This window comes from Pedobacter cryophilus, assembly GCF_005116455.1.
Lineage (GTDB): Bacteria > Bacteroidota > Bacteroidia > Sphingobacteriales > Sphingobacteriaceae > Pseudopedobacter > Pseudopedobacter cryophilum.
In genome coordinates this window covers 376,123-395,739 of record NZ_SWBP01000004.1, presented here as the reverse complement: position 1 = coordinate 395,739, position 19,617 = coordinate 376,123, and the positions used below count along the sequence as shown (strand labels likewise).

Here is a 19,617-nt window from a genome sequence, read left to right as displayed (position 1 = left end):
GAACTGATTTATTAACAATTAACTGATATTTAATAGAAGCCGTCCATTTTTGTTTGCTTCATCTTTTACAATAAGCGTTAAAAATCCTACTAAAATCATACAAAAACCGTCTTTTGAGATTTCTCACATCTTCCTTTGTTACAATATCAATCATTTACCTTGTAATAACCTATACCTTGGTTTTTTATAAGTTAAACTTTTAAAAACCTCATCTAAAGCTGTTTTAACCCTGCTATGAAATTACCAGTTTAGTGTTAATGCTTAAATTACTAAGCAAAAAAGCTATTTAAAATCACCAGTATAAAGCAATCTTCTCATCATACCATTAGAGATTTAGGTTGCTTGACTTTCCGCTCGGGCATATTTATCCTATTTCCAAGCAATTAAAGCATCAAAAAAACATCTTATTTGTAATGCAAAAGCCTAATTCTTTATCTTTGAAAAATAAATGGAAAAGGAAGCCGCTAACATTTTCAATATCAGTAATGAGCAAGAATTTAATACCACTTGCTTGTCTGTTTTTAAGAAGCAAAGCCAAGAAATTGAGGTTTACCGAGAGTTTGTTTTAAATTTAGGCCTAAAGCCTGAGGAGATTCTTCATTATACCCAAATTCCTTTTTTACCTATTGAGTTTTTTAAAAATCATAAAATTATTGAGCATCAGGCTTTCGCCGAAGTCATATTTACCAGCTCGGGCACTACAGGAACGCAAACCAGCCAGCATTTTGTGAAAGAGGTTAATCTTTATGAAAAAAGCTATTTAAAAGGTTTCGAAAAATTTTACGGACAAGTTAACGAAACTTGCTTTTTGGCATTATTGCCTAATTATTTAGAAAGAGAAGGTTCGTCTTTGATTTATATGGTGAAAGATTTGATAGAAAAATCAAACCATCCAAAAAGCGGCTTCTTTTTGTACAATCACCAAGAATTATATGAGACCTTATTGTTTCTTAAACAAACAAACCAAAAAACGGTACTCATTGGTGTAACCTACGCTTTGCTAGATTTTATTGAAAATTACAGTCTCAATTTCCCTAATCTGGTGGTGATGGAAACTGGCGGAATGAAAGGTAAACGCAAAGAAATGATTAGGGAAGAACTTCATCAGGTTCTTTGTAATGGCTTTGGAATAGAACATATACACTCTGAATATGGAATGACAGAATTACTATCTCAGGCATATTCTTTGGGCGATGGAATTTTTAATTGTGTGCCTTGGATGAAGGTTTTAATTAGAGATACCAATGATCCTTTATCATTATTAGAAGGCGAAAAAACTGGCGGAATTAACGTAATTGATTTAGCAAATATTAACTCTTGTTCTTTTATAGCCACACAAGATTTAGGGAAAATTTATCCCGATGGATCCTTTGAAGTTTTAGGCAGGTTTGATCAAAGCGATGTTAGAGGTTGTAATTTGATGGTGGGGTAGATTCTGTTTCTAATTTTCTCTATATTTAGGTAAATTAATTTCTATGAAAAACACCTACTTACTGATATTTTTATTCTCAATTTGTTATCAAAACCTAAATGCTCAAAATAAAGCTTTTGAGAATAGCTACGCTCATTATAAAATTGACTTTAATGAAAGTAAAAATTCAACCAATCCAAATCAATTTGATGATAATAAATTAGATTCAATTTATAAGATTGATAAAAACTTTGAATTTGAATTTAGATTATGGACTCGTGGTGGCATCCCAGAGATAAAAAGAGTTTTTATAATGACTCTTAAAAATCATAAATGGAGTGCAAAATATTTTGATTGGAATTGGGAGATTAAGGATGAATTTAAACTAAAAGAAGTTTTATTAAATGAAGGAGATTTAAAATTGTTGTGGAATCAGGTTGGTTATAGGCATGAATTAACTCAGATACCAATCCAAGAATCTTTTGCTCATTTACTTAAAAACTATATGATTAATTCTAAAAACCCCGAGTTCTATAGTATTTCACATATTCAACCACTCCATGGACCAATAATTAACTTTGAATTATTAATGCCTGATAAAAAAAAGTTTCTAGAGTTTAATTCGCCGCAAGCTTTATTTAAAACATTTTCAAATGTTGAGCCATTATTACATGTTTCATCAATTATATCTATAGTTGAAAAATATGTAGAAAATAATACGATAAAATAATTTGTGCCTTTTCTCACAATAAACAGAAAAACTATATAACCATAAAACATCTTAAACAGGCAAACCATAATATGAAAAATGCTTATCTTCTGCTTATTACCTTTTTCGCTTATTCTAATATTGTATTAGCTCAAAATAAAACTTTTGAGAATAGCTATGCTCATTATAAAATTGATTTTAATGAAAATAAAAACATCAAAAATCCAATACACAAACTTGATAATGATTTAGATTCGATTTTTAAACTAGAAAAGAACTATGAATTTGAATTGCGTATTTGGGAAAGAGGAGGTCTTGACAATTACAGTAAAGTCTTTATTTTGACTTTAAAAGATTATAAATGGAATGCAAAATATTTTGATTGGGATTTTAATATAAAAAAAGATTTTAAGTTAAAAGAAATTCCACTAAAAACTGCTGATATGAATAAGCTATGGCAGCACATTCATGATCAGCATTATGTTAATCAAATACCATCAGCAGAACTCATCTCACATAGATTTATTAATTACTATGTTGATTATGAAAATCCGGAATACTCAGGGGGGTAAAAGAATAGAAGTTTTTGATGGGAGGATTTATAATTTTGAACTTCTTAAACCAGATAAAAAAAGATATTTTAATTATTATTGTCCACAAGAATTCCATAAAACCTTCCCAAATATTGAAGAGTTACATCATGTTTCAGCAGTAATAGCTTTTATTGAAAAATACGTAAGAGAAAATAGAACTGACAAATAATTTAAACACTTTTTGATTTAGAACACCCTATAAAAAATAAACCTTAAAATAACCTACTATCAAAAGAAAAAGGTTCATTCTTTATAAAAACTATATCTTTTGCTTGTTTATGTTTAGGATTCATAATATAATTAAACTCCCCACTTACAACCGCGGAAGGCACTTTTAACAAAAGGTGTTTGCCTTCTTTAAAGAAAGAATTCCCAATTAATTGTACTTGCTTTAAAAACGGAAAAGTATTCCAGCCTGTTGGCAATTGGTTTTCGGTAATTTCAAAAGCGATTGTTTCTAATTTTAAAATGGCCATGCAAAAATCACTCGGTAACAAAGCTGGCGGTAAATGAACCAGCACTTCTAAAACAGCCAATGCTCTTGAACTTGCAAAATAAACAGCAGGAACGCCAATGGTATTCCATCTTCCTCCATATAACCTCGAACCTTCGCCAGAAGTATCAGCAGAAAACTTGCAAGAGCCTAATCTGTAAAGCTCCATCTAAGAAAATATGCCGTATTCTATCCTACCAATTTCCTTTAAAACCAAATCAAAACCTATAGAAGAATCTAATAAATCAAAAGGTGTTTGATCTTTAAATACGTGAGACGGTGTTTTCATCCAACGTTTAAATTTATCTAAAGAACCAAAAACTTCTTCGCCACGGGCATACAAACGAGCTAATTCTACCGCTTTTTCTGCATATTCTGTTTTTATTAAGCTATCATCTTGAAAACGTTGAAATGTACGCTCAGAAATATGCATAATATTAGAAAACTCCTGTAGGGTTAAAGAGATTTTATTCACCAAGCTAAGCATCGCCTTTTTTGGAATGCCACGCCTGGTTAATTCTAAAATATCAAAATCAGAAAGTACGTTAGAATTTAATTTTAAAGCACCAATACCACCAAAAAAAGCAACCAAATGATAAGTTGAATCATTTAATGCGGTAGCGTATTCTGCAAAAGGTTCATTTAATTTTTGGCTATTATCAGACATATATCCAAATATATTACATTTTTGTCGTAAACTAAAATATTTTAAACTTTATTTTACTATCACCAAAAAGTAATTCTTCTTCCCTTTTTGTACCACTAAAAACTTTTCGTTTATTAAATCAGAAGTCATAAAAACTTTCTCTGGAGCAGGCACTTTTTCACGATTAACAGAAACACCTCCCCCAACAATCATCTTTTTAGCCTCTCCTTTTGATGGAAATACAGCTGTTTTATCGGCTAACAAAGTCAACACATCATAACCCGCACTAAATTCTTCTTTTGAAATCTCAAATTGAGTAATTCCTTCAAAAACCTGCAAAACACCTTCATCATCTAAAGAATTTAAAAATTCTAAAGAACCATTTCCAAATAAGAAATCGGTGGTTTTTAAAGCTGTTTCTAAAGCGTCAAAACCATGTACCCTTTCGGTAATATCTTTAGCTAATGCTTTTTGTAAAACTCTTAAATGTGGTGCTGCTGCATGTTCAGCAATTATTTTATTGATTTCATCCTCGTTTAAAAAAGTAAATATCTTAATATAATTAGCAGCATCATCATCAGATGAATTTAACCAAAACTGATAGAACTGGTACGGACTAGTTTTCTTTGGGTCTAACCAAACGTTTCCACCTTCAGTTTTACCAAATTTAGTGCCGTCAGATTTTTTAATTAATGGCGAAGTTAAGGCAAAAGCTTGTCCGCCATCTTTTCTTCTAATAAATTCAGTTCCGGTTACAATATTTCCCCACTGATCTGAACCACCCATTTGCAGCACACAATTTTTATGCTTCCACAAATAATAAAAATCATAGCCTTGTACCAATTGGTAACTAAACTCGGTAAAAGACATCCCCACTTCACTTTCTAGCCTTTTCTTAACCGAATCTTTAGCCATCATATAATTTACAGTGATGTGCTTTCCAACATCCCTAATAAAGTCTAAAAAAGTAAAGCTTTTAAACCAATCGTAATTATTAACAATCTCTGCGCTGTTAGCTCCGCAATCAAAATCTAAAAAACGTTCTAATTGTTTCTGAATTCCATTTAAATTATGATTCAGAATTTCTTCTGATAATAAATTTCTTTCTTGAGATTTCCCTGATGGATCGCCAACCATACCCGTTGCGCCTCCAACTAAAGCAAAAGGCTTATGCCCAGCTTGTTGAAAACGCACCAATGTCATGATTTGTAACAAACTACCCACATGAAGTGAATCTGCAGTTGGATCAAAACCTATATAGCCACTAGCCATTCCTTTAGCCAATTCCTCTTCGGTACCCGGCATAATGTCATGTAATAATCCTCGCCAACGTAGTTCTTCTACAAAATTCATGTGTTTATTTATTTAAAAATTGTTATTATCTTGGAAAAGGGCAAATATATGATTTCGTTAGAAATTGTATCATTTAAAATCATCAACCGTAAAGGGAAATAACAAATGAATTTTTTATCACATTTTCACTTCGACAGGAACAACGCCAATGCTTATGAAGTATTAGGTGCGGTTTTGCCTGATTTGTTGAAAAATGCGAATAAAACTTGGACACCCCATCCCGAAAAACATCAAGAGCTTTTTAAAGATAACCCTATTCATACCGCTTTATTAACAGGTTGGAAAAAGCATTTAGAGGTAGATAACTTATTTCATAACTCTGATTTTTTTAAACATCATCAACATCAGATTAAGCTTTGTTTAAAAGACAGTTTGATTGGCTCGCCTGTTAAACCTTTCTTTTTAGGGCATGTGAGTTTAGAATTAATGTTAGACAGTTTGTTAATCACCAAAGAACTTATAAATGTTAAATCTTTTTATTCGCACTTAAACCAAGTTGATATTACTGAAATCATATCATTTTTAAAGCTTTGCCAAATACCGGATATTAACCAGTTTCTACATTTTTTTAATATTTTTAAAAAGGAAGAATACCTATTTAGTTATGCTCACACAGAAAAAATTACTTACGCCTTAAAAAGAATATGTATGCGAATTTGGGAGAATCCGTTTACACAAGAGCAAGAAATAGCCTTAACAAAAAGTTTATTAAATTACAAAGATGACCTCTCAGAAGAATTTATTTTTATATTTGAAACCATTGATGCCCAGTTAAATTGATGTTTAAAAAGTACTACTTCACTTTATTATTATTTTTCCCCATTGCTCTTTTTGCGCAAACCAGAAAGTATTCTAACGAGTTTTTACAAATCGGAATAGGTTCTAGAGCTTTTGCAATGGGAGGATCGGTAATTTCATCAACCAATGATGTGACTTCTGGCTATTGGAATCCTGCTGGTTTAATGAACATGAAATCACAAACCCAAGCCAGTTTAATGCATTCTGAATATTTTGCCGGAATTGCTAAATACGATTACGCAGGTTTTGCCACTTTTGTTGCCGATAATACTGCGGTAGTTAGCGCTTCGTTAATTAGGTTTGGCGTAGATGATATTCCTGATACCTCTGAATTAATTGACGCCGACGGTAATATTAATTATGATAGGGTAAAATCATTTTCTGCAGCAGATTACGCTTTCTTATTTAGCTATGCCAGAAATGCAAAAGGAAAAAATACCAATGAAAATGGACTGAGTTACGGCGCTAACATAAAAGTGATTCATCGTAAAGTGGGTGATTACGGTAAATCCTGGGGTTTTGGAATTGATGTTGGAGCCCAATATAAAATCAATCGTTTCACATTTGCAGCAGTTGGAAAGGATATTACCACCACTTTTAATGCGTGGAGCTATAACCCTGAGAAATTCTCAAGCATTTATACAGCAACCGGAAATGATATTCCTGAAAACTCAACGGAAACTACACTCCCTAGAATAGTTTTAGGAGCTGCCTATTCCACTAAAATTTCTGAAAATTTTGGATTAACCAGCGAAGCTAATTTTAACTTTACTACAGATGGTAAACGAAATGTTTTAGTGTCGGCAGATCCGGTAAGCGTTGATCCTACCGTAGGCTTTGAAGCCGATTATAAAAAAATCATTTTCTTAAGAACAGGCATAAATAATATCCAAAAAACCACTGATTTTAACGGTTCACAAAAATTTGCTTTTCAGCCAAATTTAGGTGTAGGTATTAAAATTAAAAACTTTTCTATTGATTATGCCCTTACTGATATAGGTAACCAAAGCGATGGGCTTTACAGCAATGTTTTTTCTATCCGTTTAGATTTCGATAAAAAATAAAAAATGGATAATTTAACCAGTACTATTGGTTTTTTGGCAGCAATAGGCACTACCGCATCATTTATACCTCAAGCATTAAAAATTTTTAAAACAAAAGACACCAAAAGCATTTCGCTTTCGATGTATCTCATGTTTATTTCTGGAGTCTTATTGTGGTTAGTTTATGGCATCATTAAACAAGATATTCCGATGATAATTGCCAACGGAATAACCTTAGTTTTTGCGGGAATTATCCTTTACTTTAAAATTAAATACCCTTAACCACCTATTTTTAATTTAAAGTGCGGCCATGTAGCCTTTAAATTTTGCTAATAACATTTTATCATAACCATAAACATCTTTAGATGATATTAAATTACCTGCATCATCTGTCCAAGCGGTATAATAAGAAATAAAGACTGGAACAGGATTTTTAACCTTCACCCATCTAGATTCTGCTGCTCCTCCTGCAGATGCAGCTTCTGTTTCTTTTACAATTCTATTGGTTTCACTTTCATCCTCCACTAAAAAAGAGGCTAACTTCATAGGTTCTTGCACTCTTATACAACCATGACTAACTGCTCGCATATCTTGTTTAAACATGGCTTGTGCAGGTGTATCATGTAAATAAATAGCATAAGGGTTTTTAAATATAAATTTAATTTGACCTAAAGAATTATCAGCTCCGGGATTTTGTTTGAAAGAATACTCTCCAGCCTGGGCGCTATTCCAATCAACAGATTCTGGATCTACCAAAGCACCACCTTTGTAAGCCACCATATTATTTCCTTCTAAATAAGAAACATCACTTCTTAATCTATCTAGAATTTCATTAGTAGCAATACTTTCTGGAATGTTCCAAACTGGGTTAACCTGCATACGATCAACCGTTCCGCTTAAAATAGGAGTCTCATGTCCTACTTCTCCAACACAAACTTTCATTTGCAGCATAGAAGTGTTATCATTTATTAATCTTAGAGAAAACTCAGGAATATTAACCAATAAATATTTCCCTTTATATTCTTGCACTGGCCATCTCAATCGTTCTAAAGAAAGATAAATTTTTTCTCTATCGTCGGCTGTTAATTTGCTAGTTTCATTTGCTTTATCGTTAATCAACAAATTCATTAACCTTTGATAAAAACCATTTACTGGCTGTAAATCGCTCAAAAACTTTCCTAAATTTAATTGTTCTAATGTACGCTGTGCATCAATAATTGCAGGTCTTTTAATAGAAACATAATAGGTGCTAAAAATTGTTTTTGGATTAACTGCTCCATATTTCAAAATATTAGCGTAGTTTATTAATCCATCAGCACTTAATAATTCTAATTGCGCCAATAAAGGATAACTTTCTTCTACTTTTTTAAATTTAGTTTGCTTAATCTGATCTAAAAGCGTAACTATTTCTTTAGCATGAAAGTAATTAGGATCTAAACCATGAAACTCTGCGTTTAATAAATACTGACTTAAAGTATCTAATTGGCCATTAACTAAAAATAAACCCATTAAGGTTAATCCTTTTTCATCAGCATCATAAATTTTATTTATCCATTTTGGATCATGAAGTTGTGGCTTAAGCTTTACCATTTCTTGTTTAAAAACCTGATAATATGCTGCCGTGTCAAAATTTAAGTATTTCTTACTTTTAAATGCTTTTGCTAAATCTTTTCCAAACTCCTCATGTTTGTTCTTAGAACAGGACATTACAAAAAGAGATGATATAAGTAATAATACTAATAGTGGTTTAATTTTCATATAATGATTATTTTATTTCCTACTCTGCAATTGCCATGCCTTTTAAGATTAAATGTTAATAATTCATGATTAACAGCATATAAACGGTAGATTAGCCTCATCAATTATTTAAAAATATATTTTATGATTATTCAAGTAAATACCGACAATCACATTGAGGGAAAAGAAGAATTAAATACCTACATCACTAATCTTTTTAACGAAAAATTAGCTCGTTTTGATGCCCATTTAACAAGAGTAGAAGTTCATTTGAGTGATGAAAATGGAGGGAAATCAGGCTCTGATGATAAAAAATGTAATATTGAAGCCAGATTAGAAGGTGCTGATCCGATTTTCGCCAGTGCACAATCAGACCAAACATCTGTAGCTATTCATGAGGCCCTACAAAAGATTAAAAGAGGAATTGAACATCATCTTGATAAAGTTAAAGGTTAAAAATAAACCCTGTCTAATTAACTCTAATCCTTAAACGGGATTAGAATTAATTATTGAATCAACATTAATCAACACCTACCAAGGTATTTTTCAATTAATACCTTAAAAACTTGATTTTCCCCATTAGCTTCTTATATTTGCCAACGTTAATTTCTCTCCGTAGAAATTATTAAAAAAGACATGAAAATAATTTTGAAAACCACACATCATCATCTACATCATCACCATTGCGGTGTTGCTCTTTAGTATGTTTTGTATTCAAAACTTTTCCATTCTCATTTGTTAGTCTTTTATTAATAATTAAAAATCTTGAAAACTTTAAAAATTGCTATCCAGAAATCTGGCAGATTAAATGATAAATCTGTAGAACTGTTAAAAAATTGCGGCTTAAATTTCGATAACTATAAAAGCTCATTAATCTCTCCAGTTTCTAATTTTCCATTAGAAATTTTATTTTTAAGAGATGACGATATTCCTGAATACGTTCAGGATGGTATTGCTGATATTGGTTTAGTAGGCGAAAATGTAATTGCCGAAACCAAAGTAGATGTTGCTTATTTACAACGTTTGGGATTTGGAAAATGTAACCTAAAAATTGCTATCCCTAATCAAAGTAGCATTCAGGAATTAGCCGATTTAAATGGTAAAGCCATTGCCACCTCCTACCCAGTAATTCTCGAAAAATTCTTATCAGAAAATAACATTACTTCAGATATTAAAATGATCTCTGGTTCTGTAGAAATTTCTCCGGGCTTAGGTTTAAGCGATGCAATTTTTGATATAGTTTCTACCGGCGGCACATTAAGAAGTAATGGACTAAAACCTTTTATAGATGTAATGTCTTCTGAAGCTATTTTAATAGGCAGAAAAGGAGAAGAAAATAATCCTTTAATTCAAGAACTTATTCAAAGAATACAATCTGTTTTAAGAGCAAAAGAAACTAAATATGTGGTTTTAAATGTTTCTAAGGCAAACCTTAATACCGTAATTAAGTTATTACCAGGAGTTAAAAGTCCATCAGTAGTAGATTTAGCTCAAGAAGGCTGGGTGGCTGTACATACCGTTATTCCCGAACGTGATTTTTGGGGAAAAATCAACGAATTAAAAGCCGCTGGTGCCGAAGGAATTGTGGTAATGCCAATAGAGAAAATTATTCTTTAAAAAGTAGCAAGATATTAGTAGCAAGTATCAAGACACTGATAACTGGCAACTAAAAACTGAAAACTGAATGAAAACATACAATTACAAAGATTTAAGCAAAGCTGATATTCAAAAACTAATTCAGCGTAATGCTGATGCAGCAAATACCATTAGAGAAAAAGTGGAGCAAATTATTGCTGATGTAAGAATTAGTGGTGATGAAGCCTTAAAATCTTATGCTCAAAAATTTGATCAGGTGAGTTTAAATTCTTTATTTATTGGTAAAGAAGAAATAACAAAACAAGCCAACACCATAAGCGCTGAAGTCAAAGACGCAATAAAAGTGGCATATGCCAACATCAAAAAATTTCACGAAACCCAAATCCATAAAGAAGAGAAAACAGAAACCACAACTGGTGTTTCTTGCTGGCGAGAAGTGAGAGCGATTGAGCGAGTTGGATTATACATCCCAGGTGGAACAGCGGTTTTACCAAGTACGTTTTTAATGTTGGGTATTCCGGCAAAAATTGCAGGTTGTAAAGAAATTGTAGTTTGCTCTCCTCCTCAAAAAGATGGGAATGTAAATGGCTATTTGGCTTTTGTTGCCGAATTATTAGGAATAGAAAAGATTTATTTAGCAGGTGGCGCCCAAGCGGTAGCAGCAATGGCTTATGGTACAGAAAGTATCCCTAAAGTGGATAAAATTTTTGGCCCAGGAAACCAATATGTAACCATGGCAAAAACACTGGTTCAATCTACAACAAATACCGCTATTGATATGCCTGCTGGTCCGTCAGAAGTTTTGGTAATTGCTGATGAAACTGCCAATCCTGTTTTTGTAGCTGCCGATTTATTGGCACAAGCGGAGCATGGAATAGATAGTCAGGTGGTGTTAGTAGGTTCTTCGTTAAGAATTATTGAAGAAACCCAAACTGAATTACAAAAGCAATTAGTGGTTTTACCAAGAAAAGATATCGCTGCAAAAGCTTTAGAAAATTCTTACGTTGTTTTAGTTGATGATTTAAACCAAGCGATGACTTTTAGTAATGAATATGCTCCCGAGCATTTGATATTAGCAACTGATAATTGGCAACAAATCACTGATAAAATCATCAACGCTGGTTCTGTCTTTGCAGGTAATTTAACACCAGAAAGCGCCGGTGATTACGCCAGCGGAACCAACCATACTTTACCAACCAGTACTTATGCTCGTTCTTATTCTGGAGTTTCTTTAGATTCGTTCATCAAGAAAATCACTTTCCAACACATCAGCGAAAGCGGAATAAAAAATTTAGGCCCAAGCATTGAAATCTTAGCTGAAATTGAAGGCTTACATGCGCACAAGAATGCTGTAAGTGTGAGACTTGCTGGGATTAAGGAGTAAGGAATAAAGAACAAGGATTAAAGATTTTATTCTTCAAATTGATTAATTTTTCAAATCATCAAATCAAAATCATGTTTGATATCAACAAAATCATCAGACCAAATATCAAAAACTTAAAACCTTACTCTTCTGCAAGAGACGAATTTAAGGGCGACGCTTCTGTATATCTAGATGCCAATGAAAATGCATTTGGCTCTCCCCTTTCTCAAAATTACAATCGTTATCCAGATCCAATGGCGTATGATGTAAAAATGGAACTGAGTAAAATTAAGGGTGTTCCGGCTAGAAATATTTTTGTTGGAAACGGAAGTGATGAAGCCATTGATATTCTTTTCAGAAGTTTTTGTAACCCGGGTATAGATAATGTGATTATTGTACCGCCAACTTATGGCATGTATGAGGTTTCGGCAAACATTAATGATGTACAATTAAAAAGAGTAAATCTTACTGAAGATTATCAACTCAATTTAGAAGGAATTGCCGAAGCCATAGATAAAAACACCAAGCTTATTTTTATTTGCTCGCCCAATAACCCAACAGGAAATTCTATTAACAGAGAAGATATAGAAACCATTTTAGCTAATTTTGAAGGTATTGTGGTAATTGATGAGGCTTATATTAATTATTCACGCCAAAAATCTTTCATTCAGGAATTAACTGAATATGCCAATTTGGTGGTTTTACAAACTTTATCCAAAGCTTGGGGATTAGCGGCTTTAAGAGTGGGGATGGCTTATGCCAGTGAAGAAATTATTGAAGTTTTTAATCGGGTTAAACCCCCATATAATATAAATGAAGCTTCTCAAAAATTAGCTTTAGAAGCTTTAAAAAATGTAAAACAGGTAAATGACTGGATCAAAGAAATTTTAAAAGAACGTGATACTTTAGTTTTGGCTTTAAAGAATTTTGATTTTGTGATTGATATTTATCCATCAGACGCAAACTTTATTCTAGTTAAAACAATAAATGCTGATGGCATTTACCAATACCTTACCCAACAAGGAATTATTGTAAGAAACAGAAACAAAGTTGAACTTTGCGAAGGTTGTTTAAGAATAACTGTTGGAACGCCAGAAGAAAATCAGGCTTTAATAAACAGCCTCAAAAACTTTAAAAATGATTAAGCTTTTATTTATAGATAGGGATGGCACTTTAATTTTAGAGCCAGAAGATGAACAAATAGATTCATTTAACAAGCTAGTATTTTACCCGGGAGCCATTACCAATTTAGCTAAAATTGCTAAAGAAACAGATTTTGAATTGGTGATGGTGACCAATCAAGATGGCTTAGGAACAAATGTACATCCTGAAGAAAATTTTTGGCCAGTGCATCATTTCATCCTAAAAACTTTAGAAAATGAAGGCATCCGCTTTAGCGAAATTATTATAGACAAAACATTTGCCAAGGATAATGCCCCAACGCGTAAGCCAGGAACTGCTTTATTAACTCATTTTTTTAATAAAGAAAAATACGACCTTGAAAACTCTTTTGTTATTGGAGATAGATTAAATGATGTTGTTTTAGCTAAAAATTTAGGCGCAAAAGCAATTTGGTTAAACAGTCAAAACAATCTCGGATCAGCCGAAACTCAAAATCAGATTGAAAACTTACATGAAGTTATCGCTATAGAAACTTCTAATTGGGATGAAATTTATAGATTCTTAAAAGTTGGAGATAGAACTGTTGAGCATGTTAGAAAAACCAAAGAAACCGATATTCTCATCAAAATTAATTTAGATGGAAAAGGTGATGCAAATATTTCTACCGGTTTAAATTTCTTTGATCACATGTTAGATCAAATTGCTCGTCATGGCGGAATAGACTTAACCGTACAAACCAAAGGCGATTTACATATTGATGAGCATCATACGATAGAAGATACAGGCATTGCTTTAGGAGAAGCTTTTGCTTTGGCTTTAGCCGATAAAAAAGGAATAGAAAGATACGGTTTTTGCTTACCAATGGATGATTGTTTAGCACAAGTAGCTTTAGATTTTGGCGGTAGAAACTGGATAGTTTGGGATGCCGAATTTAAAAGAGAAAAAGTGGGTGATATGCCAACAGAAATGTTTTTTCACTTTTTTAAATCTTTCTCAGATGCTTCAAAATCAAACCTAAACATAAAAGTGGAAGGCGATAATGAGCATCATAAAATTGAAGCTATTTTTAAAGCTTTTGCAAAGGCCATTAAAATGGCTATAAAAAGAGACATTAATAACATGAGATTACCTAGTACAAAGGGGATTTTGTAGGGATAACCCTTGGGTTATCCATTTTCAACAAGGATAATCCGAGGATTATCCCTACGTAATAAAAAAATGATAGGAATTGTAAACTACGGTGCTGGTAATATTTTTTCGCTAACTGCAGCTTTAGAAAGGCTAAATCTCAGTTATGGAATGATCAATACAGAAACTGATTTTGATTTGTATGACAGAATCATCATTCCTGGAGTGGGACATGCCGGTACTGCCATGCAAAAATTAAGGGATACAGGTTTGGTTTCAAAAATCAAAAGTTTAACTAAACCGGTATTAGGAATTTGCGTTGGTATGCAACTCCTCACCAATTATTCTGAAGAGGGAAATTCTCTAATGTTAGAAATTATTCCGGTTCAAACTTTAAGGTTTGAAGAAGAAATTTGTAAAAAAGTCCCTCACATGGGATGGAACCAAATTTACCCAAATAAAGACTGTCCTTTATTTAAGAACATTCTTCCAGCTTCCTATTTTTATTTTGTACACTCCTATTTTATAGAATTTAATTCTAAATTTACATCTGCTTATTGTAATTACGGAATTAAATTTTCTGCTAGCATACAAAAAAATAACTTTTATGGAGTTCAGTTTCATCCAGAAAAATCTGGTGAGGCAGGCGAAATGCTCCTTAAAAATTTTGCACACTTATAAACTGTCAAAATGTATATCATTCCCGCTGTTGATGTCTTAGATCAAAAAATTGTGCGCCTACGTGAAGGTGATTACAATCAGGTAACAAAATATGAAGTTTCTTTAGAAGAACAAATAGAATTATACCAATCTAACGGTACAGAATATGTTCATATTATTGATTTAAATGGCGCTAAAGGAGATTTTAGCAACCAAAAATATTTATTTGACATCATCAAAAAAACCGATATGAAGGTTCAATATGGTGGTGGAGTGAGAAGCATAGAGAAAGTAAAAGAACTTTTAGACTCGGGTATACACCGAGTAATTGTAGGTACACAAGCCATTACCAACCCCACTTTTTTACAAGAATTAAGCGAAGAACTTTGCGGAAAAACAAAATGTTCTGACCAAGTTGTGGTAGCCATAGATGTGTTAGATGAAGTGATTAAATATTCTGGTTGGATGGAAAGCTCTCCAATTAAGTTGATGGATTATGTAGACAAATGTTTACAATTAGGGTTTTTCAGATTCTTATGCACCGATATTGACAAAGACGGAAAACTTGGTGGAGCCGGAGTAGATTTGTACAAAAAATTACTTAATCATTCTCCATTTATAAAACTGATTGCCTCGGGAGGAATCAGTTCAATGGCAGATATTGAAGAACTCAATGAGTTTAAAATAGAATCTTGCGTAGTAGGAAAAGCTATTTATGAAGGTCATATTTCCATTGAAGAAATAAAAAACTGGAATTTGCAGATGTTAACGTCGTTATAGTACCCCCGACCCCTAAAGGGGGTAATCGCATCGAAATTTAAAATGGAAATAAAATATCTTTTATAATTCCGAGATATGGAAAAAACAAATATGTTTTTTGGTGCAAACAAGATAATTTTTCAAAATGCAAAAGAATTAAGAAATAGAGAAACAGATGCGGAAAAATTATTATGGGGATATTTGAATGGAAAACAATTAGGTTGTAGATTTAGAAGATAACATCCAATTTCTAATTACATAGCTGATTTTTATTGCCATCAACATAAATTAATCATAGAGTTAGACGGAAGCATTCATAACCGAACAGAAATATTACAAAATGACAAAATAAGACAATTAGATTTAGAAAATTTAGGTATTAAGGTACTTAGATTTGCAAATCAAGAAGTCTTTCACAATATTGAAAAAGTGTTAAACACAATAAAAGTAAACATGGAAGTCCCCTTTGGAGGATTTAGGGGTAATCTCAGTAAACGTATCATTCCTTGCCTCGACGTTAAAGACGGACGGACAGTAAAAGGCATCAATTTTGTTGACCTAAGAGATGCTGGCGACCCAGTTGAATTAGCTTGGCAATACTCTCAACAAGGAGCAGATGAGCTGGTATTTTTAGACATTACTGCCACTCATGAAAAGCGAAAGACGACCATTGAAATGGTGAAATCTGTTGCCCGTCAAATTAATATTCCGTTTACCATTGGTGGTGGAATTAGCGAGTTAAAAGATGCGGAAGCTTTATTGAATGCCGGAGCAGATAAAATATCTATCAATTCTGCAGCGGTAAGAAACCCTCAATTAATTAATGATTTAGCAAAAGCATTTGGAGTTCAATTTGTGGTTTTAGCGGTCGATACGAAACATTTAGAAACAGGTGATTTTGTACATTTAAACGGCGGAAGAATTGCCACCGAATTACAAACACAACATTGGATAAAAGAAGCAGAATCTAGAGGAGCTGGAGAAATCCTACTCACTTCTATGGATAAAGATGGCACAAAATCAGGTTTTGATAACCTATTGCTAAAGCAAATAAATGATATGGTAAGTATTCCTGTCATAGCCTCAGGCGGTGCTGGCTCTGCACAAGATTTTGTAGATGTATTCCAAAAAACTAATGTTGATGCAGCTTTAGCGGCCTCAGTTTTTCATTACGGCGAAATACTGATTCCAGAATTAAAACAATTATTAAAAAACAACCACATAGAAATCAGAATTTGATGAACATAGATTTCAATAAAAGCGAAGGCTTAGTGCCGGTGATTATTCAGGACGAACAAACTTTAGAGGTTTTAATGTTGGGCTACATGAACAATGAAGCTTTTGAAAAAACCGAAAAAGAAGGAAAAGTAACTTTCTTTTCTCGCACAAAAAACCGTTTATGGACTAAAGGCGAAGAAAGTGGTCATTTTTTGTTTGTAAAATCTATTAGTTTAGATTGTGATCAAGATACTTTATTAATAAAAGTAAATCCGGTTGGGCCAACTTGCCATAAAGGCACAAGAAGCTGTTTTGACACTGGTTATAATCAAAATTTTATTTTCCAATTAGAAAATATCATCAAAGACAGGTACGAAAATCCCACCGAAGAATCTTATGTTAACAAACTAAGAGCCAAAGGATTAAATAAAATCGCTCAAAAAGTGGGCGAAGAAGGTGTAGAAACCGTAATTGCAGCTTTAGCAGAAACAGATCATGATTTCATTAATGAATCTTCAGATTTAGTTTTTCACTTGCTAGTTCTGTTAAAAGAAAAAGGATTTTCTCTTCAAGACGTAGCTAAAAACTTAGAGTCTAGACACCAATAGAAAGGCATTTAGCTAAAAGGTATAAGGTGTAAACCCTAAACCTTTTACCTCAGACCTCAAACCTCAAATAATGAAAGCTTCTACATTAGCCGGTCACAGTAACCCAATTTACGCAGTAATTGCTCATCCTTTTGAGCCATTATTGTACACTGCGGGTAATGATAAAGGCATAGTAGAATGGAATTCGGATACTAAAATTCATCAAAGAATTTTCAATCAAATTCAACATACCGTTTATTGTTTAGAAATTATCCCAGAAAACAACTTATTAATTGCAGGTTGTAATGATGGTAATATTTGTTTTTTTGATTTAAGTAGCACCCAATTATTAGGAAAATTAAATGCAGGTTCTGCAGTCTTTTCTCTGAAATTTGTCTCACAAAAAAAAGAACTCATAGCGAGTACCGACAGAGGGACAATTCTGATTATTGATCCTATAGAAAAAAAAAACATTCATCAATTTCAATCTGGAATACAAAAAGTACGTTCTTTTACAATTCACCAGCAGAAAAATTTACTGGTGAGTGTTTCAAATGATGAGATGATAAGAATTTATCATTTAGATGATTATTCTTTTATTAATGAATTTCATGGTCACGAAGTAGGAATTGGATCAGTCACTTTTTCTAATAATGGCAAATACTTACTTAGCGGAGGCCGAGATGCCCATTTAAAAGTGTGGGATGTAAATTCTTGGGAGTGTAAACAAGACTTTGCGGCACATTTATTTGCTATTTACAAAATCGTTTATCATCCAACTCAACCTTATTTTGCTACTGCAAGCAGAGATAAATCTATTAAAATTTGGAGAGCTGAAGATTGGTCCCTTTTTAAAAATTTAAGTATTGATAAAGCTAAAGAAGGGCATCGTTTATCAGTCAATGATATTTGCTGGACTGCAAATGGTGAACATTTACTTTCTGTTGGTGATGATAAAATGTTGAAGATTTGGGATTTTGAAGATGTTTCTTAAACCACAAAGGGCGCAAAGAATTTCACAGAGGTAACAGAGAAATTAAATTTTCGAAAAAAATAATTAAATACAGAGACGAAAATCTACTTTTTAATCTTAAAAATTTGTGTTATAAATCCGAGTAATCCTTATAATCTGTGTTGAAAAATTCTTAAAATTGACTAGATAATATTACCTTAAATTAAATAAATCATCAACCCCTAAAATCTTCTTAGATAAAAATCCTTCGGCAAATGGTACTTTCATAGATTTTCCAAATTCTCTGGCTCTGCCAATAATTACTTCTAAAAAAGCTGGATTAGAAATATAGGTTTGAGGCTCATCTAACTCTACCCCTTCTACAAAAAATTGAGTTTTATACGCTCTAATAGAGGCTAATTTTTGATCCATAAACTCAGTAATATCTATGACAATATCAGGCTGAATGTATTGATCCTGTATAAAATGTAACAATAAATTTGGACGCCAAGCTTCTTGAATTACTTCTTCATCTTTGGTAATAATTTTGGGTAAACCCGAAAAAAAACAAGCATCATTCACTAATTCAGAAGCTCTACCATGGTCTGGATGACGATCATGATAAGCATTAGTAATAATTATTTCCGGTTGGTATTTTCTGATGATTCTGATGACTTCTTTTTGGTGCTCTTCATCGTTTTTAAAAAAACCATCTTTAAATTTTAGATTTTCCCTGGCATCTATTCCTAAAATTTTAGCGGCCTCTGCGGCTTCTTCATCTCTAATCTCTGCACTGCCACGGGTTCCTAATTCTCCTCTGGTAAGGTCAACAATTCCAACCTTTTTACCTTCTTTTTTGTACTTCAAAATAGTTCCGGCTGCACCCAATTCAACATCATCTGGATGAGCTGCAATAAACAATAAGTCTAATTTCATTAATCTTTTTTTGTAGTACTTAACAACTTTTGAATAGCCTTTTTCACTTTGGCTGAGTTAGGTTTGGTAAAAGGATAAAAATAATCTATCACTTCTCCTTTACTGTTGATAAGGTATTTATGAAAATTCCAACGCGGGGAGGCGTTTACATGTCCGTTCAATTTTTTATCAGAAAGAAATTTATACAGTGGCGATGCGTAAGTTCCTCTTACCCTCATTTTCTTAAAAATAGTAAAATGAGTATGATAATTGATGACACAAAACTTACTAATTGCATCTCCTTCTAAAGGTTCTTGTTGCCCAAAATCATTACTTGGAAAAGCTAAAATCTCAAATTTTTCTCCTTCAAAATCTTTCCTTAGCTGTTCTAGATCTTCTAATTGAGGTGTAAAACCACACTCAGAGGCTGTATTTACGATCATTAAAACCTTGCCTTCGTAATTTTTAAGGCTTACTTCTTCACCTTTAATGGTATCAACTTTAAATTGATAAATATTTTTTTCAGTCATTATA

At 32.7% G+C, this 19,617-nt stretch carries 22 protein-coding genes and 1 pseudogene; 17 read left to right on the top strand and 6 right to left on the bottom strand.

Annotated elements, in window-relative coordinates:
* Positions 1–448 precede the first annotated feature (448 nt).
* The 3 genes from FA046_RS13260 (at position 449) to FA046_RS13250 (ending at position 2,692) form a co-directional block, all read left to right on the top strand.
* The gene (locus tag FA046_RS13260) at positions 449–1,432 is read left to right on the top strand and encodes an acyl transferase (RefSeq protein WP_136826996.1); all 984 of its coding nucleotides are present in this window, start codon (positions 449–451) and stop codon (positions 1,430–1,432) included.
* 43 nt (positions 1,433–1,475) lie between these two features.
* Entirely contained in the window at positions 1,476–2,141 is a 666-nt protein-coding gene (locus tag FA046_RS13255; protein ID WP_136826995.1) for a hypothetical protein, read from the top strand.
* Between the two features lie 71 nt (positions 2,142–2,212).
* Positions 2,213–2,692: a hypothetical protein gene (locus FA046_RS13250; RefSeq protein WP_136826994.1), complete on the top strand. Its 480-nt coding sequence runs from the start codon at positions 2,213–2,215 to the stop codon at positions 2,690–2,692.
* Between the two features lie 233 nt (positions 2,693–2,925).
* On the opposite strand, the gene FA046_RS13240 is transcribed toward FA046_RS13250, so the two are convergent.
* Genes FA046_RS13240 through tyrS form a run of 3 tightly spaced genes read right to left on the bottom strand, consistent with a single transcriptional unit; the run spans position 2,926 to position 5,205 of the window.
* Positions 2,926–3,375: an RES family NAD+ phosphorylase gene (locus tag FA046_RS13240; RefSeq protein ID WP_136826992.1), complete on the bottom strand. Its 450-nt coding sequence runs from the start codon at positions 3,373–3,375 to the stop codon at positions 2,926–2,928.
* Entirely contained in the window at positions 3,376–3,873 is a 498-nt protein-coding gene (parS, locus tag FA046_RS13235; RefSeq protein WP_136826991.1) for a type II RES/Xre toxin-antitoxin system antitoxin, read from the bottom strand.
* 48 nt (positions 3,874–3,921) lie between these two features.
* Positions 3,922–5,205 (bottom strand): tyrosine--tRNA ligase, encoded by a 1,284-nt coding sequence (gene tyrS, locus FA046_RS13230; protein WP_136826990.1) that lies wholly within the window; start codon positions 5,203–5,205, stop codon positions 3,922–3,924.
* Between the two features lie 105 nt (positions 5,206–5,310).
* Here tyrS and FA046_RS13225 point away from each other — a divergent pair, with 105 nt between their 5' ends.
* Genes FA046_RS13225 through FA046_RS13215 form a run of 3 tightly spaced genes read left to right on the top strand, consistent with a single transcriptional unit; the run spans position 5,311 to position 7,328 of the window.
* Complete coding sequence (locus tag FA046_RS13225) at positions 5,311–5,985, top strand: hypothetical protein (RefSeq protein WP_136826989.1); 675 nt, start codon at positions 5,311–5,313, stop codon at positions 5,983–5,985.
* Positions 5,985–7,067, top strand: a complete 1,083-nt coding sequence (locus tag FA046_RS13220; protein ID WP_136826988.1) for a putative type IX sorting system protein PorV2 — start codon at positions 5,985–5,987, stop codon at positions 7,065–7,067. The genes FA046_RS13225 and FA046_RS13220 overlap by 1 nt, the downstream gene beginning before the upstream one ends.
* Before the next feature lie 3 nt (positions 7,068–7,070).
* Positions 7,071–7,328, top strand: a complete 258-nt coding sequence (locus FA046_RS13215) for a SemiSWEET transporter (protein ID WP_136826987.1) — start codon at positions 7,071–7,073, stop codon at positions 7,326–7,328.
* A gap of 15 nt (positions 7,329–7,343) precedes the next feature.
* Here the strand turns inward: FA046_RS13215 and FA046_RS13210 are convergent, their stop codons facing one another.
* A complete protein-coding gene (locus FA046_RS13210) occupies positions 7,344–8,804 on the bottom strand; it encodes a L,D-transpeptidase family protein (protein WP_136826986.1) in 1,461 nt (486 codons plus the stop codon).
* Between the two features lie 123 nt (positions 8,805–8,927).
* Between FA046_RS13210 and FA046_RS13205 the strand changes: the two genes are divergently transcribed.
* The 11 genes and pseudogenes from FA046_RS13205 (at position 8,928) to FA046_RS13160 (ending at position 18,210) form a co-directional block, all read left to right on the top strand.
* On the top strand, positions 8,928–9,239 hold the full coding sequence (locus FA046_RS13205) for an HPF/RaiA family ribosome-associated protein (protein ID WP_136826985.1): 312 nt from the start codon (positions 8,928–8,930) through the stop codon (positions 9,237–9,239).
* A 309-nt stretch (positions 9,240–9,548) separates the two neighbouring features.
* Positions 9,549–10,400 (top strand): ATP phosphoribosyltransferase, encoded by an 852-nt coding sequence (gene hisG / locus FA046_RS13200; protein WP_136826984.1) that lies wholly within the window; start codon positions 9,549–9,551, stop codon positions 10,398–10,400.
* Positions 10,401–10,467: 67 nt separating this feature from the next.
* Positions 10,468–11,763 carry a histidinol dehydrogenase gene (gene hisD / locus FA046_RS13195; protein ID WP_136826983.1) on the top strand — a complete coding sequence of 432 codons (1,296 nt, stop codon included), beginning with the start codon at positions 10,468–10,470 and terminating at the stop codon, positions 11,761–11,763.
* Positions 11,764–11,834: 71 nt separating this feature from the next.
* The gene (hisC, locus tag FA046_RS13190) at positions 11,835–12,887 is read left to right on the top strand and encodes a histidinol-phosphate transaminase (protein ID WP_205943653.1); all 1,053 of its coding nucleotides are present in this window, start codon (positions 11,835–11,837) and stop codon (positions 12,885–12,887) included.
* Entirely contained in the window at positions 12,880–14,016 is a 1,137-nt protein-coding gene (hisB, locus tag FA046_RS13185) for a bifunctional histidinol-phosphatase/imidazoleglycerol-phosphate dehydratase HisB (RefSeq protein WP_136826982.1), read from the top strand. The genes hisC and hisB overlap by 8 nt, the downstream gene beginning before the upstream one ends.
* 66 nt (positions 14,017–14,082) lie before the next feature.
* Positions 14,083–14,673 (top strand): imidazole glycerol phosphate synthase subunit HisH, encoded by a 591-nt coding sequence (gene hisH, locus FA046_RS13180; RefSeq protein ID WP_136826981.1) that lies wholly within the window; start codon positions 14,083–14,085, stop codon positions 14,671–14,673.
* A 9-nt stretch (positions 14,674–14,682) separates the two neighbouring features.
* Positions 14,683–15,432, top strand: a complete 750-nt coding sequence (locus FA046_RS13175) for a 1-(5-phosphoribosyl)-5-[(5-phosphoribosylamino)methylideneamino]imidazole-4-carboxamide isomerase (RefSeq protein ID WP_136826980.1) — start codon at positions 14,683–14,685, stop codon at positions 15,430–15,432.
* A 75-nt stretch (positions 15,433–15,507) separates the two neighbouring features.
* A pseudogene (locus tag FA046_RS17505) lies at positions 15,508–15,855 on the top strand (endonuclease domain-containing protein); the annotation flags it as partial.
* Between the two features lie 9 nt (positions 15,856–15,864).
* Positions 15,865–16,650: an imidazole glycerol phosphate synthase subunit HisF gene (hisF, locus tag FA046_RS13170; RefSeq protein ID WP_225870932.1), complete on the top strand. Its 786-nt coding sequence runs from the start codon at positions 15,865–15,867 to the stop codon at positions 16,648–16,650.
* Complete coding sequence (gene hisIE / locus FA046_RS13165; protein ID WP_136826979.1) at positions 16,650–17,237, top strand: bifunctional phosphoribosyl-AMP cyclohydrolase/phosphoribosyl-ATP diphosphatase HisIE; 588 nt, start codon at positions 16,650–16,652, stop codon at positions 17,235–17,237. The genes hisF and hisIE overlap by 1 nt, the downstream gene beginning before the upstream one ends.
* Before the next feature lie 70 nt (positions 17,238–17,307).
* Positions 17,308–18,210 carry a WD40 repeat domain-containing protein gene (locus tag FA046_RS13160; RefSeq protein WP_136826978.1) on the top strand — a complete coding sequence of 301 codons (903 nt, stop codon included), beginning with the start codon at positions 17,308–17,310 and terminating at the stop codon, positions 18,208–18,210.
* 171 nt (positions 18,211–18,381) lie between these two features.
* Here the strand turns inward: FA046_RS13160 and bshB1 are convergent, their stop codons facing one another.
* Together bshB1 and FA046_RS13150 are read right to left on the bottom strand one after the other, a co-directional pair.
* Positions 18,382–19,104: a bacillithiol biosynthesis deacetylase BshB1 gene (bshB1, locus tag FA046_RS13155; RefSeq protein WP_136826977.1), complete on the bottom strand. Its 723-nt coding sequence runs from the start codon at positions 19,102–19,104 to the stop codon at positions 18,382–18,384.
* On the bottom strand, positions 19,104–19,613 hold the full coding sequence (locus tag FA046_RS13150) for a glutathione peroxidase (protein WP_136826976.1): 510 nt from the start codon (positions 19,611–19,613) through the stop codon (positions 19,104–19,106). The genes bshB1 and FA046_RS13150 overlap by 1 nt, the downstream gene beginning before the upstream one ends.
* Positions 19,614–19,617 lie beyond the last annotated feature (4 nt).

Bases quoted from the DNA above. Each gene is read 5' to 3' on its own strand.
- FA046_RS13260 (WP_136826996.1), top strand. From the start codon at position 449: ATGGAAAAGGAAGCCGCTAACATTTTCAATATCAGTAATGAGCAAGAA.
- FA046_RS13255 (WP_136826995.1), top strand. From the start codon at position 1,476: ATGAAAAACACCTACTTACTGATATTTTTATTCTCAATTTGTTATCAA.
- FA046_RS13250 (WP_136826994.1), top strand. From the start codon at position 2,213: ATGAAAAATGCTTATCTTCTGCTTATTACCTTTTTCGCTTATTCTAAT.
- FA046_RS13240 (WP_136826992.1), bottom strand. From the start codon at position 3,375: ATGGAGCTTTACAGATTAGGCTCTTGCAAGTTTTCTGCTGATACTTCT.
- parS (WP_136826991.1), bottom strand. From the start codon at position 3,873: ATGTCTGATAATAGCCAAAAATTAAATGAACCTTTTGCAGAATACGCT.
- tyrS (WP_136826990.1), bottom strand. From the start codon at position 5,205: ATGAATTTTGTAGAAGAACTACGTTGGCGAGGATTATTACATGACATT.
- FA046_RS13225 (WP_136826989.1), top strand. From the start codon at position 5,311: ATGAATTTTTTATCACATTTTCACTTCGACAGGAACAACGCCAATGCT.
- FA046_RS13220 (WP_136826988.1), top strand. From the start codon at position 5,985: ATGTTTAAAAAGTACTACTTCACTTTATTATTATTTTTCCCCATTGCT.
- FA046_RS13215 (WP_136826987.1), top strand. From the start codon at position 7,071: ATGGATAATTTAACCAGTACTATTGGTTTTTTGGCAGCAATAGGCACT.
- FA046_RS13210 (WP_136826986.1), bottom strand. From the start codon at position 8,804: ATGAAAATTAAACCACTATTAGTATTATTACTTATATCATCTCTTTTT.
- FA046_RS13205 (WP_136826985.1), top strand. From the start codon at position 8,928: ATGATTATTCAAGTAAATACCGACAATCACATTGAGGGAAAAGAAGAA.
- hisD (WP_136826983.1), top strand. From the start codon at position 10,468: ATGAAAACATACAATTACAAAGATTTAAGCAAAGCTGATATTCAAAAA.
- hisC (WP_205943653.1), top strand. From the start codon at position 11,835: ATGTTTGATATCAACAAAATCATCAGACCAAATATCAAAAACTTAAAA.
- hisB (WP_136826982.1), top strand. From the start codon at position 12,880: ATGATTAAGCTTTTATTTATAGATAGGGATGGCACTTTAATTTTAGAG.
- hisH (WP_136826981.1), top strand. From the start codon at position 14,083: ATGATAGGAATTGTAAACTACGGTGCTGGTAATATTTTTTCGCTAACT.
- FA046_RS13175 (WP_136826980.1), top strand. From the start codon at position 14,683: ATGTATATCATTCCCGCTGTTGATGTCTTAGATCAAAAAATTGTGCGC.
- hisF (WP_225870932.1), top strand. From the start codon at position 15,865: ATGGAAGTCCCCTTTGGAGGATTTAGGGGTAATCTCAGTAAACGTATC.
- hisIE (WP_136826979.1), top strand. From the start codon at position 16,650: ATGAACATAGATTTCAATAAAAGCGAAGGCTTAGTGCCGGTGATTATT.
- FA046_RS13160 (WP_136826978.1), top strand. From the start codon at position 17,308: ATGAAAGCTTCTACATTAGCCGGTCACAGTAACCCAATTTACGCAGTA.
- bshB1 (WP_136826977.1), bottom strand. From the start codon at position 19,104: ATGAAATTAGACTTATTGTTTATTGCAGCTCATCCAGATGATGTTGAA.
- FA046_RS13150 (WP_136826976.1), bottom strand. From the start codon at position 19,613: ATGACTGAAAAAAATATTTATCAATTTAAAGTTGATACCATTAAAGGT.